17 protein-coding genes are annotated in these 14,904 nt (G+C 68.1%); 10 read left to right on the top strand and 7 right to left on the bottom strand.

The features are described 5' to 3' along the window. Nucleotides 1-67: 67 nt before the first annotated feature. Together IEY56_RS25760 and IEY56_RS25755 are read left to right on the top strand one after the other, a co-directional pair. Nucleotides 68-826, top strand: a complete 759-nt coding sequence (locus tag IEY56_RS25760; RefSeq protein WP_189039670.1) for a CTP synthase C-terminal region-related (seleno)protein — start codon at nt 68-70, stop codon at nt 824-826. Between the two features lie 68 nt (nt 827-894). Next, nucleotides 895-1,908 (top strand): DMT family transporter, encoded by a 1,014-nt coding sequence (locus IEY56_RS25755; RefSeq protein ID WP_189039669.1) that lies wholly within the window; start codon nt 895-897, stop codon nt 1,906-1,908. 17 nt (nt 1,909-1,925) lie between these two features. On the opposite strand, the gene IEY56_RS25750 is transcribed toward IEY56_RS25755, so the two are convergent. The 4 genes from IEY56_RS25750 to IEY56_RS25735 form a co-directional block, all read right to left on the bottom strand. Next, entirely contained in the window at nt 1,926-3,026 is a 1,101-nt protein-coding gene (locus tag IEY56_RS25750) for a pyridoxal phosphate-dependent aminotransferase (RefSeq protein WP_189039668.1), read from the bottom strand. Continuing rightward, a complete protein-coding gene (dapF, locus tag IEY56_RS25745) occupies nt 3,023-3,988 on the bottom strand; it encodes a diaminopimelate epimerase (protein ID WP_189039667.1) in 966 nt (321 codons plus the stop codon). Before dapF ends, IEY56_RS25750 begins: the two co-directional genes overlap by 4 nt. 128 nt (nt 3,989-4,116) lie before the next feature. Further along, the gene (locus tag IEY56_RS25740) at nt 4,117-4,821 is read right to left on the bottom strand and encodes a 2OG-Fe dioxygenase family protein (RefSeq protein WP_189039666.1); all 705 of its coding nucleotides are present in this window, start codon (nt 4,819-4,821) and stop codon (nt 4,117-4,119) included. A 97-nt stretch (nt 4,822-4,918) separates the two neighbouring features. After that, nucleotides 4,919-5,776 carry an iron-containing redox enzyme family protein gene (locus tag IEY56_RS25735; protein WP_229712205.1) on the bottom strand — a complete coding sequence of 286 codons (858 nt, stop codon included), beginning with the start codon at nt 5,774-5,776 and terminating at the stop codon, nt 4,919-4,921. Between the two features lie 457 nt (nt 5,777-6,233). On the opposite strand from IEY56_RS25735, the gene IEY56_RS25730 reads away from it, so the two are divergent. The 8 genes from IEY56_RS25730 to IEY56_RS25695 all read left to right on the top strand — a co-directional run bounded on the left by IEY56_RS25730 (nt 6,234) and on the right by IEY56_RS25695 (nt 11,736). Then, a complete protein-coding gene (locus IEY56_RS25730; RefSeq protein WP_189039665.1) occupies nt 6,234-7,103 on the top strand; it encodes an AfsR/SARP family transcriptional regulator in 870 nt (289 codons plus the stop codon). A gap of 893 nt (nt 7,104-7,996) precedes the next feature. Then, a complete protein-coding gene (locus IEY56_RS25725; protein WP_189039664.1) occupies nt 7,997-8,212 on the top strand; it encodes a type II toxin-antitoxin system VapB family antitoxin in 216 nt (71 codons plus the stop codon). Beyond that, nucleotides 8,209-8,631: a PIN domain nuclease gene (locus IEY56_RS25720; RefSeq protein WP_189039663.1), complete on the top strand. Its 423-nt coding sequence runs from the start codon at nt 8,209-8,211 to the stop codon at nt 8,629-8,631. The genes IEY56_RS25725 and IEY56_RS25720 overlap by 4 nt, the downstream gene beginning before the upstream one ends. A gap of 660 nt (nt 8,632-9,291) precedes the next feature. Then, on the top strand, nt 9,292-9,600 hold the full coding sequence (locus tag IEY56_RS25715; protein WP_189039662.1) for a hypothetical protein: 309 nt from the start codon (nt 9,292-9,294) through the stop codon (nt 9,598-9,600). Nucleotides 9,601-9,833: 233 nt separating this feature from the next. Then, nucleotides 9,834-10,136, top strand: a complete 303-nt coding sequence (locus IEY56_RS25710; protein WP_189039661.1) for a hypothetical protein — start codon at nt 9,834-9,836, stop codon at nt 10,134-10,136. Nucleotides 10,137-10,368: 232 nt separating this feature from the next. Then, the gene (locus IEY56_RS25705; protein ID WP_189039660.1) at nt 10,369-10,668 is read left to right on the top strand and encodes a hypothetical protein; all 300 of its coding nucleotides are present in this window, start codon (nt 10,369-10,371) and stop codon (nt 10,666-10,668) included. A gap of 222 nt (nt 10,669-10,890) precedes the next feature. Further along, on the top strand, nt 10,891-11,205 hold the full coding sequence (locus IEY56_RS25700) for a hypothetical protein (protein ID WP_189039659.1): 315 nt from the start codon (nt 10,891-10,893) through the stop codon (nt 11,203-11,205). A 231-nt stretch (nt 11,206-11,436) separates the two neighbouring features. Then, complete coding sequence (locus tag IEY56_RS25695; RefSeq protein WP_189039658.1) at nt 11,437-11,736, top strand: hypothetical protein; 300 nt, start codon at nt 11,437-11,439, stop codon at nt 11,734-11,736. A gap of 97 nt (nt 11,737-11,833) precedes the next feature. Here the strand turns inward: IEY56_RS25695 and fdhA are convergent, their stop codons facing one another. From fdhA to IEY56_RS25680, 3 genes are all read right to left on the bottom strand, one after another. Then, nucleotides 11,834-13,063 (bottom strand): formaldehyde dehydrogenase, glutathione-independent, encoded by a 1,230-nt coding sequence (gene fdhA, locus IEY56_RS25690; RefSeq protein WP_189039657.1) that lies wholly within the window; start codon nt 13,061-13,063, stop codon nt 11,834-11,836. Nucleotides 13,064-13,209: 146 nt separating this feature from the next. Beyond that, nucleotides 13,210-13,995, bottom strand: a complete 786-nt coding sequence (locus IEY56_RS25685) for an Fpg/Nei family DNA glycosylase (RefSeq protein ID WP_189039656.1) — start codon at nt 13,993-13,995, stop codon at nt 13,210-13,212. A gap of 116 nt (nt 13,996-14,111) precedes the next feature. Next, entirely contained in the window at nt 14,112-14,813 is a 702-nt protein-coding gene (locus IEY56_RS25680) for a TetR/AcrR family transcriptional regulator (RefSeq protein ID WP_189039655.1), read from the bottom strand. Nucleotides 14,814-14,904: the final 91 nt, after the last annotated feature.

Genomic DNA, 14,904 nt, shown 5'->3' with positions numbered 1-14,904 from the left:
GCATCACTTATCGAGAAATCAGAAGCTATCGTTTGTCCTTTTGTCATGGCCGCTGGATGATTCCGGCGTGCCCACCACCGTCGCACCACGCCCCCAGGCCGACCTGGACCTTTCGCGCACCCGGCCCGCCCGGATCGCGCTCGTCGGCGAGCGGTCGGCGGGTGTGCCCGCGCACACCCGCTACGCGCCGATGCTGGAGGCGCTGTGGCGCCGCGAACGGCTGCTGGTGGACGCCTACTGGGTGTCAACCGCGCAGCTCGACGGCCCTCGGGACCTGGCCGGCTTCGACGGCATCTGGCTGGTGCCGGGCAGCCCGTACCGGAGCGAGGCCGGCGCGGTGAGCGCTGTGCGCACGGCGCGCGAGCGGGACATCCCCCTGCTGGCGACCTGCGGCGGCTTCCTGCACGTCCTCCTGGAATTCGCCCGCCACGTCTGCGCGCTGGACGGTGCCGCCCACGCCGAGAACTCCCCCGGCAGCCCGCTTCGGCTGATCGTGCCGCTGTCGCGCGACCTCGTGGGCCATGAGGGGACTGTCCACATCGAGCCCGGCTCACTGGCCGAGGAAGCGCTCGGCGCGCGTACGACCGTGGAGCGCTACCAGTGCACGCACGGACTGGACCCCCGGTACGCCGGCACCCTGCGCGACCACGGGTTGCGCTTCACCGGCCACGACGACGACGGCCACCCCCGCATCGCCGAACTGCCGGGGCACCGGTTCTTCCTGTCCACCTTGTTCCAGCCCGAACTGGCCGACGACACCTCCCGTCCCCATCCCCTGGTGCGCGCCTTCGCCTCCGCAGCGGTCGGACGCAGCGCGGAGACGTAATCGAGGGGCACAGGCCCCCCTCGTGAAACGCGCGACAAGAAACGCACGGCAAATCGAAAGGACTCGAAGTGGCAAGCTCCGTAACAGCTTTATCCGCTGTACCGGCCAAGTCGTGGGTACCTCAGTTCGTCACCTGCTCGATGATCTGGGGGTCCGGGTTCGCGCTCATCAAGATCGGTGTCGAAGCCGGCATCGAACCGGGTTGGGTCGCCTTCTGGCGATGCTTCTTCGGAGCACTGGTGCTGTGGGGCCTGGTACTGGTGCGGCGGCTGGGAGTGCCGCGTGACCTGCGGGTGTGGGGGCACGCCCTGGTGGTGGGGACGGTGCTCAATGCCTTCCCCTTCACCCTGTTCGCCTGGGGCGAGCAGTACATCGACTCCGTCACGGCCGGGGTGTGGAACTCCACCATTCCCCTGTTCACCCTGATCTGGGTAGTGATCATGTTGCCGGACGAGAAGCCGACCCTGCGGCGGCTGCTCGGCATCGCCACCGGCCTGGTCGGCGCCCTGGTGGTGCTCGGCGTGTGGTCGGGCGGGCAGTCCTCGCTGATGAAGGGGAGTGTGATCTGCCTGGTCGCCACCGCCTCGTACGGGCTGGGTTACACCTACACCCGCCGTTTCCTGTCCGGCGGAGACATCCCCGTGATCGCCCTGACCGCCATTCAGGTCAGCTGGGCGACCCTCGAACTTGCCGTTGCCGCACCACTGTTGAGCGGCGCACCACATTGGGGCGGGACGGGGCCGATGGCCGCCATGGTGGTGCTCGGCGCCGTGGGCACCGGGCTCGCGTACATGTGGAACTTGTCGGTGATCCGCGCCGTCGGCTCGACGGTCGCCTCCACGGTTGCGTATCTGACCCCGTTGTGGGCGGCGATCGTCGGGGTGTTCTTCCTGAACGAGTCGCTGGGCTGGAACACCGTGGTGGGCGCGGTACTGATCGTCAGTGGCGTACTGCTGACCCGCACCGCGCCGTCACGTCCGGTGGCTGAGGCCAAGGCCGGAGCCGGGACCGGGGCCGAAGCCGTACCCCAGCCGGCCGAGGAGGAGAAGGGAGAGGGGACCGCGCAACCGGCGCGACACTGAGGAAGGCCGGTAAGCCCTCAACCGCCGGACGGCCCGTCCGGCAGCAGTACGGTGTCCAGCCGCCGCAGGCCCTCGGTCACCGTGTCGACGTCGCGGGCGAAGCCGAGCCGGAAGCCTTCGTCCGAGCCCATGGTCTCCCCGGGGGTCAGCAACAGGCCGGCCTCCAGCGCCCGGCGGCACAGCGCCAAGGAGGTCTCACCGGTACGCAGTTGTATCCAGGCAAAGGGCGTGCCCTGCGGCGGCACCAGCCGGACGGCATCCGGGTGGCGGGCCGCCCACTTCTCGACGAGCCGCAGGCCCGGGGCGCACAGCCGGTGGTACTCCCGCGCGTAGTTCTCGTGCCGGTCCAGCGCCGAGCAGGCCAGGGCCTCGCACAGCACGGAGTTGGCGATCGAGGTGAGGAACTTGCGCTCCGCGCAGGCTTCCGCCACCTGCGGCGAGCCGTACACCCAGCCGGTGCGCAGCCCCGGCAGGCCGTAGGTCTTGGACAGTCCGGAGACCGAGATGACCCGGTCCTGACCCACGGCCGGGGAGCGCGACAGATCGATCGCGTACTCCTCGTCGACCAGCAGATAGGCGTCCCGCTCCGCCACCAGCGCCACCAGCGCCCGCAGTTCCTCCTCCTCGACCCGGAGGCCGGTGGGGTTGCAGGGCGAGTTCAGCGCGATCAGCCGCAGGTTCTCACCGGCCGCCGCAGTCACGGCGGCGGCGTCCACGGACAGATCCGGTCCGTACGGCAGGACCGTCACGCTCGCGCCGAGCCGGGGCGGCAGGTCCAGCAGCGGCTGCCATCCGGGGTTGAATGCGATCACCTGGTCGCCGGGCCGCAGCAGCACGTCGAACAGCAGGAACAGCGCCTCCTGCGCGCCGTGCGTGACAGTGACCGACTCCGGCCGGCCGCCGTACAGTCCGGCGATCCGGTCGCGCAGTTCCGTTGTGCCCCGGTCGGTGCCGTAGTCGAGCTTGAGGTCCGCGGGGACGGTCAGGTCGGACAGTCTGCGGCTCGGTACGTAGCTGTTGCCGAGGTCGACGTCGTAGCGCCCGGCGGCGTCGACGAACGTCCAACGGGCGATGGAGTAGACCGACTTCGCGGCGATGCCGGCGTCGAGGGGCGTCATGCGGCAGTCCCCCGCGCCGCCGAGGCTCGGGCGGTCGGCCTGCTGGTGTCCGTGTGCGGTGCGGGCGTGCCTGTTGCGGGCGCGTCCGGTACGGCGGGCAGTCCGAGATGGGCGCGGAGTCGCGGCGCCAGGAATCCGGCCGCGACCTGCTCCGAGGCGCCGGACAGGGTGACCGCGCCCTGCGCGTCGATGGTCGTCTCGAAGACACCGCCGGGCATCCGCACCCGTACCGCGTGGTCCACCAGGCCCAGGGCATGAGCGGCGCTGGCCGCGGCGCAGGCGCTGCTGCCGGAGGCCAGGGCGTAGCCCGCGCCGCGCTCCCAGATCTCGATCTCCACCGTCTCGCGGTCGAGCACGCGCATGAACTGCACGTTGGTCCGCTCGGGGAAGGCCGGATGGCCCGCGATCAGCGGCCCCAACTCATGTGCCAGCGCGGCGGACACCTCGGGGAGCGGGACGACGGTGTGCGGGTTGCCGTTGTTCAGACAGGTCACCTGGAGCTGTCGACCTGCCACGTCCAGCGGCCGGGTCACGACGGGGCCGGGCAGGTCCTGCGCCGGAATGTCAGCCGCCTCGAAGGTGGGGCGGCCCATCTCCACCCGGGCGATGCCCTCGTCGAGGTCCTCGATCCGCACCGCGGTGTCGCCCGCGAGCGTACGGATGAGGACGTCCCGCGCTCCCTGGTGGTACTGGGACAGGTAGAGGGCGAATATTCGCAGTCCGTTGGCACTCCTGCCACAGACGCTGCCGTCGGAGTTGAAGGCGTGCAGGACGACCGGCTCGCCGTCTCGTACTGCACCGACCGGTCCCAGCAGGATCCCGTCAGCACCGACGCCGAAGTGCCGGTCGCACAGCAGGCGGGCGGCCTGCGCGGTGGACGGCAGCCCCAGCAGGTCGATCCGCTGCGGATCGATGACCAAGTAGTCGTTGCCCAGTGCTTGGTACTTCACGAAGTCGTACATGTGTCACCTGCTTCCGGGAGTCGTGGCGGTGCCCGGCCGGCTGTCGCCTGACCGCTCGGGGGCCGTACACCGACGAGAGATGCTCGTACGGTGTGCGGCCCCCAGCGGTCCGGACCCAGACCGCGTCCCTACATCGCCGACGGCTCCGGCGCGTCGTTCAGGGCCGCCTCGTCGTGCTGGTCGCCGTACCACCTCTCGCTCCAGCGGGAGAAGGCGACGATGAGGATGTCGCGGTGCCCGGGACCGCCGTCGGCGGAGAGCACGTCGGTGACGTCGTGTGCGAGCGCCCGGTCGTCCAGCAGCACAGCCTGACCGGCCTCCAGGGTGCCGTCCCAGAACGGCTCCTCCGCGCCGGGCTTCCACAACCGGGTCAGACCGCCCGCGACGTTGTTGCGCCGCAGGACGGCGATCATGACGAATTCGTGCCCGTCGTGATGCACGCCCTCCGGCGTCAGCGGGCCGGGCTTCTCACCGGTGGCCCGGGTGCGGTTCTGATGGACATTGATCTGCCAATCTTCCGTGGTGTCCAGGGGGAACCCCTCGGCCCCGGACCGGATGAGCGGCGTGAAATCCACCTCGATCGGCAGATATCCCCGGCGGACACCACCGGCGACGTTATTGAACTTCTTGAACGTGGTGTAGTCCCGGTGCGGCAGGAGTTCAAAACCCCAACCGGCACTCTCCGTGAAGCTCATGCGGTACTGCGAGAACCGTTTGTACCGGGTACCGTTGCCCATGTACTCGTCTACCGGGCAGTTGTCATAGCTGTCCAGCACATTCGGCTCAACCGCCGGTATGTCGATGACCGAGAAACGCTGGTCGGACAGTGGCATACGACTCGCCTTTCATTCCGCGAAGCTTGTTCCACTAGGTATTCCGGGTCCGGGTATCGGGTGCATGCCCGGGTCCGTCGGCCGGCTCCGTGCCACGTCAGCCGGTGACGAGTGCATCGGTCTCCGCGGCGCCGCGGTCCCCCACATTCTCACCGGCCACCTCGGCCAGCCGTTCGTCCAGATAGCGCGCGGAGGAATTGAGCCGCCACAACGCCCCGCGGGCGATTCCCAGTCGCATGTACTCCGACGGCGCTGCTGGTTTCACAATGTTGTGGAACCAGCCCGCGGCGTGCTGGGAGTCGATGGTGATGTGCAGACGGTGGTAGACGATTCCCACGTCCGGCAGACCGAGTCGTTCCCACGCACTCACCACCTGCACGAAGCGGTCTGGCACCAGCCATTCCGTCATGCCCAGGAAACCGACGGCCTCGGGATACCGGTGCCGGTACCGGCTGAGGAGCACTGCGAGATTTCCGCTCAGGAGTGCGGTGGCGGTCAGCGACTCCTCCATCTCCGTCTCGGACACGTTGAACACGTCGAATATCTGGTTGAAGAGAGTGGTGTGGACCTCTTCGGGCTTTCCATTCCCCATCTCGTCCCAATAGTTGGACGCGATCTCCATCTTCGCGGCACCGCTGGTGCCCACCTGCATCAGAGCCAGCAGGTCGTCGAACCGACCGTCGACCACGGACTCCTGGATCATGTACGTGCGCAGGTCCGCCGCGGTGGCGTGGTTGCGGATGAAGTCCGTGTAGTACGGGTGCTTGAAAACGCGGTGCTGCCTGGCCTGTCCCTTGAGCCAGGAAAGGAACTCACCGGGTTCGGCGGGCAGGTCCTCCAGGAGCGTGGCGTCCAGCTGCCGGTCCTCGCCGAGCAGCGTCGCCTGCTCCAGAAGCCGGGTCACCTCATGGACCGCGTTCGAGCCCTCTGCTGTCTCCGCGTCCGGAATGCGCATGATCAGGTGGTATATACGGGACAATAGGAGCTGTTGGTGATAAAAGCTCTCAGGGTCTCCGGACAAGGCATTTTCGTTCAGATCACCAATTGCCGCCCTTATCCTGTCACGTTCCGATCCTGTGAACTGCCGGTCCACCTCGTCGGCAGGCCTTGACAACCAGCCAGAGATCTCCGTGACCAACATGGATGAGTCGTACACGCCCACTCCTTTGGTTTTCTGCGTGAGGTTCCTGAGGACACCTGCGACGACTCTCGGCCACACAGTCGTTGCGGCTACAGAATGCCCGGAAAGCGACTTGCGTCGAACGCGGATTGCGTGCGTATGAAGAATCTCAGGCCACTGTGGCCTCCCCGTGGCTGGACGGTGGCGTCAGCACCTGGCAGCATGAATTCGCTCCGCCGCCTATTCCCCCCGCGCCTCACAGCGGCACAGGGGATCGTAGATGGGACGCGATATGGTGACGCAGGAAAGCAGTCTGAGCTACCACTTACTTGGGCCGTTGCGTGTGCTGCACGGAGAGAGGGAAGTGCCCTTACCGGCGGCGAAATTACGAATCCTGCTGGCGTCGATGCTGCTGCGTGCCAATCAAACGGTTTCCATGGATGAATTGGCCGCAGATCTATGGGACGAAAATCCACCCCGAGGCGCCCACACAACGCTGCGCTCCTATGTCATGAGATTGCGCCGGGCACTGTGCCCATCCTCCGACGAGCGGCTGGAGCCGATCCGTACCCTTCCGGGCGGCTATCTCATGACCGTGGACGACTCCCAGCTGGACCTGCTGCGTTTTCGCAGCACACTGACAATGGCCCAGCGCATGGCTGCCCACGGGGACCACCGACGGGAAAGCGCACTGCTGCGCGAGGCGCTGGGCCTGTGGCGCGGGCCCGCACTGTCGAACGTGCCCTCGGACGCCCTGCACCGCGATTTCGTCCCGGGGCTCGCCGAACGCCGCTACAGCGCGCTGGAGCAGCGCATCGACCTCGATCTGAAACGCGGGGCGCATCGCGAGATCGTCGTCGAACTCCGCGACGCGCTGCGCACGTGCCCGTGGCGGGAGCACTTCTGGGCACAGCTGATGCTGGCGCTCTACCGGCAGGGCCGCCAGGCCGAAGCACTCGACGCGTTCCGGCAGGTCAGCGAACGGCTGCGGGGTGAGCTCGGAATCGCCGCCGGTTCGGAACTCAGGCTTCTGCACCAGCAGATCCTCACCAACGACCCGGCGCTGAATTTGCCCCTCCGCTCCACCTTGACGACACCTGGAGATCGGCACCGCAACCGTCTATGTCGCCGCGCTGCTGTGGCGGCGCCTCGTACCTGCTAGAGCACCGGAGGCGAGGGTGCTCCGGCTGTAGCCGGTCGAGAGGGAACCGCTGCTCGCATCCGATGGCTCCAACTCCGTGGTTGCAGCGCTGGTTGCATTCACCTCCGTACAAGGGTGTCCATGCGCCGCGTACCCCACCCGCGGAGTCCAGTTCAGAACGACCCCGCTCTCCCCCGGATCCCAGGACGAACATTTGGAAAGCGCGTTGGGGGCGACCCCTCACGAGTTCGAATCTCGTATCCTCCGCCCAGCCCCACCGGGCTGTCACGAAGGCCCCGACCCAACTGCGGTCGGGGCCTTCGTCGTTGGTGCTTCTCGAACAGCGATGCCGCAGTGATCGGCAGGATTCAGGAGCACCGCACTGGCGAACGCTCAACCTGCCACGAGAGCGGCCCCGGCCGCTCTCGTTCCGGTGCGTGTCTGCAAGATGAAAGCGGCCGGCGCGACAACGACGGAGAACAGAACGGCCACCAAGGGCGAAGCGCCGCATCCTCTGGGCCGCGTCATAGCGAACGGCCGTATCGCGAGCACGGCGACCCGGCGATCGCGCAGATGCTCGGGTTGCACAACCGGTATCTCACCCGCTGGTCGTAGGTCTCCTTCGGCGGTCTGCTCCGGCAGCAGGGGCGGAGAGGGCCCGGCTTGGATTTCGCACAGTTCACCGAGACGGGACCACTGCCGATCACTTGTAGAGGTTCCGGGCAATCCACCGGCCCGGGCGTCGCCGGGCCGGGAACTGGGCAACCCGGGAATCGACCCGGTCGCAGGCCCGCCGGATCTGCATCAGGACGGCCGGACGCTCATCGGCTCCTCGGATCCCGCGTTTGATCAGCTCGCCCGACATCCATCGAGATATACTTGCTGCCATAATTGATATCCAAGGAGGTGCGAGTATGAGTCGAACAGTGATCGACCTGGATGACGAGCTCTTGGCCGACGTGGCTCAGGCCCTGGGCACCGGCAGCAAGAAGGAGACGGTCAACACCGCTCTGCGTGAGGTGCTCGAGAACCGCCGCCGAGCACTCGCCCTCACGCGACTGCGGGCTTCAGCGGACGAGGGCGACTTCGATCTGGACCTGTTCGAAGACAAGAGGGACTACCGGCGGTGAGCGCGGCGCAGTTCCTGATCGACACCAGTGCGCTCGCCCGCTTTCTCCGTACCGACGCCGACCAGTACGGATGGGACCAGGCTGCCACGGCCGGCCTCATCGCAACCTGTCCCGTGACCGAGCTGGAGTTCTTCTACAGCGCCCGGTCTGCCGCGGACCGAGCGCGTGGCATCGAGGACATGCGACTGCTCTTCGGCTGGGCGCCCGTCGACGACCGCGCCTACGGCCGCGCGTGGGAAGTCCAGGAACTGCTGACCCAGCGCGGTCAGCACCGCAGCGCGGGAGCGGTGGACCTCGTCGTTGCCGCCACCGCGGAGCTCCAGGGCCTGACCCTCCTGCACCGCGATCACGACTTCGACTGCATCGCCGCCGTCACCGGCCAAGCCATGCAGTGGTACGGCCCCGCCGCCGGTAAGTGAATGCCCGCCCGGTCTCATTCAGGGCAAGCGATCGACCGGACCGGCGTCAATAGCCAGGACCGGACGAGCGCGGACTCACGTCCACTGACCTCGCGAGGCCGGCTCTCTGCTCGAACATCGCGCGCCCGTCAGCGATCTCAACACTTGGATGGCCGCTGCGATCACCCGTCGCCTCCTGGCCAGGCCGCCGACCGGCCGTGGACAGGCGTCGAACCGCTGGCAGTTCATGGCGTGAGCGTGCCGCGGTGCACTGCAAGTTCCACAGCCCGCACCAAGCCGGCGCAGGCCGAAATGCCGCAGGAGCAGACGCAGTACGCCGTCGATTGGATCCCCGCGCTCACGCACCGCACTCGGGGCGGAAGTAGTCCGGCTCCGGAACGCACGGCGTCCGGACGGTGGCCCTTCCGGACGCCTGCGACGCCCGCCCGACCCCCATGCCGCTGACCCGCCTGTCGCAACTCCCCGTCGACACCGGAACCGGGGCACCCCGGACCGAGTGCGAAGGAGCGCCCTGCTCGCGACCTGTGACGTCCGCCTGCCCCTCGGTCAGTGACGACGGCGTGTTGGAGGTGAAATGCGCAACTCCTCCAATACCGTGTGTAACTGCGTACACGCGGTCGGTCACTGATCGCATCCAAGCCCTCAGAAAGTGGAGATCACATGCGCAAGCTTCGCGGAGCTGCCGTACTCGCCGCCATGGTCGGCAGCGTCAGCATGCTCGGTGCCGGCGTCGCAACCGCCGGTGGCTGGGAGCCGCCCACGATCGTGGCCTGCACCCAGACGAACGGCGACACCATCACGTCGGGCGACGTCGACGCCCCCGCCCTCACTGCGCTCACCCCCGGCAGCGGCAACGCCGACTCCCGTGCGCAGCAGAACAACTGCGGCATCGGCATCGAGAACAACACCAACACCGCCGGTGACGCCACTGGCGGCGACGCGACCGGCGCCGGCGTCCTCGGCGGCTGACGACGATCTCGTCGGAACACCTCAGGGACCGGGCCTCCAGGCCCGGTCCCTGAAGCATGCCCGAGCCGAGACGCGAAGCCGACGGAATCGCACCCGGCAATCCCGACTATGCGGATCTCTAGCATCAAGACAGCGTGTTGCTACTGAAAAGCCGCAACACGGCAAATATCGTGTCCCTGCTATATGCGATCACCTACTGGTCGCGTCGAGCCCTCACGAAAGTGGAGATCACAATGCGCAAGCTTCGCGAAGCTGCCGTACTCGCCGCCGTGGTCGGCAGCGTCACCATGCTCGGCGCCGGCGTCGCATCCGCCGGCGGATCACAGCCCCCCATCATCGCCTGCAACCAGACCAACGGCGACACCATCACGCAGGGCGACCTCGACGCCCCCGCCCTCGGCGCACTGACCGGTGGCGCCGGCAATGCCGATGCCCGCGCGCAGCAGAACAACTGCGGCATCGGCATCGAGGGGAACACCAACACCGCCGGTGACGCCGAGGGTGGCGACGCGACCGGCGCCGGCGTCCTCGCCTAATAACCACCTCGTCGGAACACCTCAGGGACCGGGCCTCAGGCCCGGTCCCTGAAACATGTCCGAGCCGCTACACAAAGCCGGTCAAAAGCAGCACCCGACAATCCGACCAAGGTGCTCTATCTCAGGGAAGCAGCGTGTTGCTGCCGAAAAGCCGCAACACGGTAAATATCGTGTCCCTGCTATATGCGATCACCTACTGGTCGCGTCGAGCCCTCACGAAAGTGGAGATCACATGCGCAAGCTTCGCGAAGCTGCCGTACTCGCCGCCGTAGTCGGCAGCGTCACCATGATCGGTGCCGGCGTCGCATCCGCCGGCGGATCACAGCCCCCGGTCATCGCCTGCAACCAGACGAACGGCGACACCATCACGGAGGGCGACCTCGACGCCCCCCTCCTCACTGCGCTCACCCCCGGCGCCGGCAACGCCGACGCCCGCGCGCAGCAGAACAACTGCGGCATCGACATCGAGAACAACACCAACACCGCCGGCGACGCCACCGGCGGAACGGCTGAAGGCCTCCTCGGCGCCTGATTTCGGCCTCGTCGGAACATCTCAGGGACCGGGCCCGCGGGCCCGGTCCCTGATGCGTGGCCCGAAAGACCGTCACGGCGGTCACCGCTCGCTGAATAAACATTGATCCGGGATGAAACGGCGTGTTGCAGATGGAAAGCATGATTCCGTGCAATACCGTTTCTCATTGTCTCAAAGCGGTCCATCACTGACCGTGTCAAGCCTCAGGGAAGTGGAGATCAAATGCGCAAGCTTCGCGAAGCTGCCGTAGTGGCCGCCATGGTCGGCAGCGTCGGCATGCTCGGTGCCGGTGTCGCGGCTGCCGGCGGCTCGGAGCCCCCGGTGGAGCTCCCGACCGTCGCCTGCTCTCAGACGAACGGCGACACAGTCGAGAGCGGCGACGTCGACGCCCCCGCACTCACCGATCTCACCGGCGGCTCCGGAAACGCTGACGCCCGCGCGCAGCAGAACAACTGCGGCATCGGCATCGAGGACAACACCAACACCGCCGGCACCGCCGAGGGCGGGGACGCGACCGGCGCAGCCGTGCTCGCCTGAGAACCACCTCGTCAGAACACCTCAGGGACCGGGCCTCCAGGCCCGGTCCCTGAGGTGTTCCGTTCTGTCACTCAGCCACAGCCATCGGCCGGCCCGATAGCGGCGTGCTGCGGATCAGAACAGAACGGCGTGTTGCACGGCTTAATAGTCGATTACCAGGAATATCGTTTGCCACCGTCAATATGCGACCAATTACCGGTCGCGTGACATCCTCATGGAAGTGGAGATGGAATGCCCAAGCTTCGCAAAGCTGCTCTTGTGGCGACCATGGTCGGAAGCGTCAGCATGCTCGGTGCCGGCGTCGCCTCCGCCCAAGGTGACGGAGGACAGCCCCCGGCCACCACAGTGACCTGTAACCAGACCAACGGCGACACCACGACGTCGGAGGTCGGCGGGCTCATCACCGTCAACGGCCCCCTCCTCTCCGTCGCCGACTCGCGCGCGCAGCAGAACATCTGCGGCATCGACAACGACGGGAACGTGAACGGCTCCGGTGACGCCTCCGGCGGAGGCGGGAACGGCCTCATCTGACCGGCACTGCGAGAGACCACGACGGCAGCTCAAAAACCGGCTGACACCCGGTTCTTGAGCTGCCCGTCTGTGTGTTCGGCGATGGATCCCAGGCCCGTCAGGCGGCCTTCTTGAAGCGGTCCAGCGCGCCGTGGGGGTTGAGGACGTACTTGCGGCTGGCGCCCTTGTCGAACTCCTCGTAGCCGCGAGGGGCCTCGTCGAGGGAGATGACCTGGGCGTTGACCGCCTTGGCGATCTGAACGCGGTCGTGGAGGATCGCCATCGCCAGTTCGCGGTGGTACTTCATGACGGGGCACTGGCCCGTGGTGAAGCTGTGGCTCTTGGCCCAGCCCAGACCGAGGCGCAGCTTGAGCGAGCCCGACTGGGCGTCGCTGTCGATGCCGCCCGGGTCCTCCGTGACGTAGAGGCCGGGGATGCCGAGGGAGGCGCCCGCCCTGGCCACCGTCATGACGGTGTTGAGAACCGTGGCGGGGGCTTCGTCGGCGTTCTTGCCGTGGCCCTTCGCCTCGAATCCGACGGCGTCCACTGCCGCGTCCACCTCGGGTTCGCCGAGGATCTGATCGATCTGGTCCTCGGGGGAGCCCTTCGTGAGGTCGACGGTCTCGCAGCCGAAGCTGCGCGCCTGGGCGAGGCGCTCCTCGTTGAGGTCGCCGACGATGACGACCGCCGCGCCCAGGAGCTGGGCCGCCGCCGCGGCCGCGAGTCCGACCGGTCCGGCGCCCGCGATGTAGACGCTGCTGCCGACGCCGACGCCCGCCGATACGCAGCCGTGGTAGCCGGTGGGGAAGATGTCCGACAGCATCGTCAGGTCGAGGAGCTTGTCCAGCGCCTGGTCGCGGTCGCGGAAGCGGAGCAGGTTGAAGTCCGCGTACGGGACCATCACGTACTCGGCCTGGCCGCCGGCCCAGCCGCCCATGTCGACGTAGCCGTAGGCGGAGCCGGGGCGGGCCGGGTTGACGTTGAGGCAGATGCCGGTCTTGCGTTCCTTGCAGTTGCGGCAGCGGCCGCAGGCGATGTTGAAGGGGACGGAGACGATGTCGCCCTGGTGGATGTACTCGACGTCCGGCCCCGTCTCGACCACCTCGCCGGTGATCTCGTGGCCGAGCACGAGGCCCGAGGGGGCGGTGGTGCGTCCACGGACCATGTGCTGGTCGCTGCCGCAGATGTTGCTCGCGAGCACCTTGACGATCACACCGTGCCGGCAGTCGCGGCCGACGTTGGCGGGGTCCACCCCGGGGCCGTCGTGCAGCCGCAGGTCGGGGTAGTCGAGGTTCTCGATCTCGACGACGCCGGGTTCTATGTAGGCAACGGCCTTGTTTCCAGTCATGAGCTGTCCCTCCGCCGGACACGGACACACCTTTCGTCCCTTTTACGGCAGTTTGGACCAGGCGGACCGAGTCAGCCAGTGCGGAGCGAGGAAAGCGCCTTTTACCTGCGGTTTTGTGCCTTTCGCCGGACTGCGGGGCCGTGCCGTCAGGAGGGTGCCGGCTGGCAGTGCGGGCACCAGACGGTGCCACGGCCCGCGACGCGGTCCCGCTGGAGCGGCGTGCCGCAGCGCGGGCACCGCGGGTCGGCGTCGTCGCGGTGGCCGGTCAGCCATGAAGGGCGTGGCGGTACGCGGTCGGCCTTCATCGAGGAGCGGAGGACGCGGCGCATCTCCGTGTGGAGGCGCCGCCGTTCGCCGTCGGTGAGGTCGCGTGCGGGGCGGGCCGGGTGGAGGCGGGAGCGCCAGAGGATCTCATCGGCGAGGAGGTTGCCGATGCCGGCGAGCACGGACTGGTCGGTGAGGCCGGACTTGACGGTCCCGCGCCTGCGGGCCAGCGCCTCGTCGAACTCCTCGCGGCCGACCGAAGCGGCGTCGGGGCCCTGGGCCTCCAGGGTGCGGGCGACGGCCGCCTCGTCGGCCAGCCAGAGGCCCTTGAGCTTGCGCTGGTCCCGGTAGCGGAGCTGCCTGCCGCCGACGAGCGTGAAGGTGACCCGGTCGTGCGGGGCGAGTTCGTCCTCCGGGGCGCAGCAGAGCAGGCCGCCCGTCATGCCGAAGTGGAGGAGCACGGTGGGACCGTCGGTTCGGGCGAGGAGCCACTTGCCGTGCCGCTCGGGCTCCGCGAAGGTGCGGCCCTCCAGGTCGCGGCGGAGACGCCGGGTGCTCACGCCGCGCAGGACGCCCGCGTCGTGCACCTCCACGCGAGCGATGCGCCGTCCGCGGGCGCAGGAGTCGAGCACCTTCCGGAAGCCTTCGACGTCCGGCAGTTCGGGCATGCCGTCACCGCCAATCCCCGTAGAGGTCGTAGCAGCCGCGCCGGGACGGTGCTTTCCGAGCGTACGGCGGGGCGGGGCGCCCGGCAGGGTGAGCCGGGGCGGGACGGCGGGTGCGCTCAGATGCCGGAGTCGCGGAGGGCCGGGAGGCCGACGGCGAGGGCCGAGACGGCGCGGCGCAGGGTGGGGAGCATCCGGGGGCAGGCGGCGGCGAGTTCGGGGTCCGCCTCGTACAGCTCGGTCAGGACGGGTGACGGCGAGGCCACCGGATAGAGGGTGCCGGCGAGGGCGGCCGCGGCCTGCACCAGTTCCGAGCCCTCGCCCTCGGAGAGCTCAGGGCAGGCGGCGGAGACGAGCGCGCCGAGCCGCAGGACGACGCCGTGCACCGCGTACTTGAAGCTGCGCGCCGCCTCCAGGGAGATGTTGTGCTCCAGCGTGGTGGCTGTGTGGCTGAGGAGGTCGCAGAAGAAGGGGCGCTCGTCGAGCGTCTCGGCGAGGGCGGAGACGGTGCGTGTGCGACGGCCGTCCGCGCCGGACTCCGTTCCCGTCTCCTCGCCCGCCTCCGCACGGAGGCGGGCCTCCACGGCGAGCTCCCATTCCTGCCAGCCCGCGGCCGCGAGCTCCAGGAAGATCTCCTCACGGGTGCCGAAGTAGCGCACGACGTTGGATTTCGCCAGGCCGACGGCCTGCGCGACGCCTCCCAGCGTCACGTCGCGCACGCCGGACTCCGCGCCGAGCTCCCGCGCGGCCGCGAGGATCGCCTCGCGCCGCTGCTCCTTCTGCTCCGGCCGCCGGGCCCGGACGAATCCCGCACCTGTCATGACGCTGCCAGCATACGAGCCCTGTAAAAGACCACTGTTTCTTTAATAAAAGAACGCTGTTCTGTTACTGTCCTTCCACTGCGCCACACAG

Source organism: Streptomyces daqingensis, from assembly GCF_014645895.1.
Lineage (GTDB): Bacteria > Actinomycetota > Actinomycetes > Streptomycetales > Streptomycetaceae > Streptomyces > Streptomyces daqingensis.
This window is presented reverse-complemented; position numbering and strand designations above follow the sequence as displayed.

Bases quoted from the DNA above. Each gene is read 5' to 3' on its own strand.
- IEY56_RS25750 (WP_189039668.1), bottom strand. From the start codon at position 3,026: ATGACGCCCCTCGACGCCGGCATCGCCGCGAAGTCGGTCTACTCCATC.
- dapF (WP_189039667.1), bottom strand. From the start codon at position 3,988: ATGTACGACTTCGTGAAGTACCAAGCACTGGGCAACGACTACTTGGTC.
- IEY56_RS25740 (WP_189039666.1), bottom strand. From the start codon at position 4,821: ATGCCACTGTCCGACCAGCGTTTCTCGGTCATCGACATACCGGCGGTT.
- IEY56_RS25735 (WP_229712205.1), bottom strand. From the start codon at position 5,776: ATGCGCATTCCGGACGCGGAGACAGCAGAGGGCTCGAACGCGGTCCAT.
- IEY56_RS25730 (WP_189039665.1), top strand. From the start codon at position 6,234: ATGGTGACGCAGGAAAGCAGTCTGAGCTACCACTTACTTGGGCCGTTG.
- IEY56_RS25725 (WP_189039664.1), top strand. From the start codon at position 7,997: ATGAGTCGAACAGTGATCGACCTGGATGACGAGCTCTTGGCCGACGTG.
- IEY56_RS25715 (WP_189039662.1), top strand. From the start codon at position 9,292: ATGCGCAAGCTTCGCGGAGCTGCCGTACTCGCCGCCATGGTCGGCAGC.
- IEY56_RS25710 (WP_189039661.1), top strand. From the start codon at position 9,834: ATGCGCAAGCTTCGCGAAGCTGCCGTACTCGCCGCCGTGGTCGGCAGC.
- IEY56_RS25705 (WP_189039660.1), top strand. From the start codon at position 10,369: ATGCGCAAGCTTCGCGAAGCTGCCGTACTCGCCGCCGTAGTCGGCAGC.
- IEY56_RS25700 (WP_189039659.1), top strand. From the start codon at position 10,891: ATGCGCAAGCTTCGCGAAGCTGCCGTAGTGGCCGCCATGGTCGGCAGC.
- IEY56_RS25695 (WP_189039658.1), top strand. From the start codon at position 11,437: ATGCCCAAGCTTCGCAAAGCTGCTCTTGTGGCGACCATGGTCGGAAGC.
- fdhA (WP_189039657.1), bottom strand. From the start codon at position 13,063: ATGACTGGAAACAAGGCCGTTGCCTACATAGAACCCGGCGTCGTCGAG.
- IEY56_RS25685 (WP_189039656.1), bottom strand. From the start codon at position 13,995: ATGCCCGAACTGCCGGACGTCGAAGGCTTCCGGAAGGTGCTCGACTCC.
- IEY56_RS25680 (WP_189039655.1), bottom strand. From the start codon at position 14,813: ATGACAGGTGCGGGATTCGTCCGGGCCCGGCGGCCGGAGCAGAAGGAG.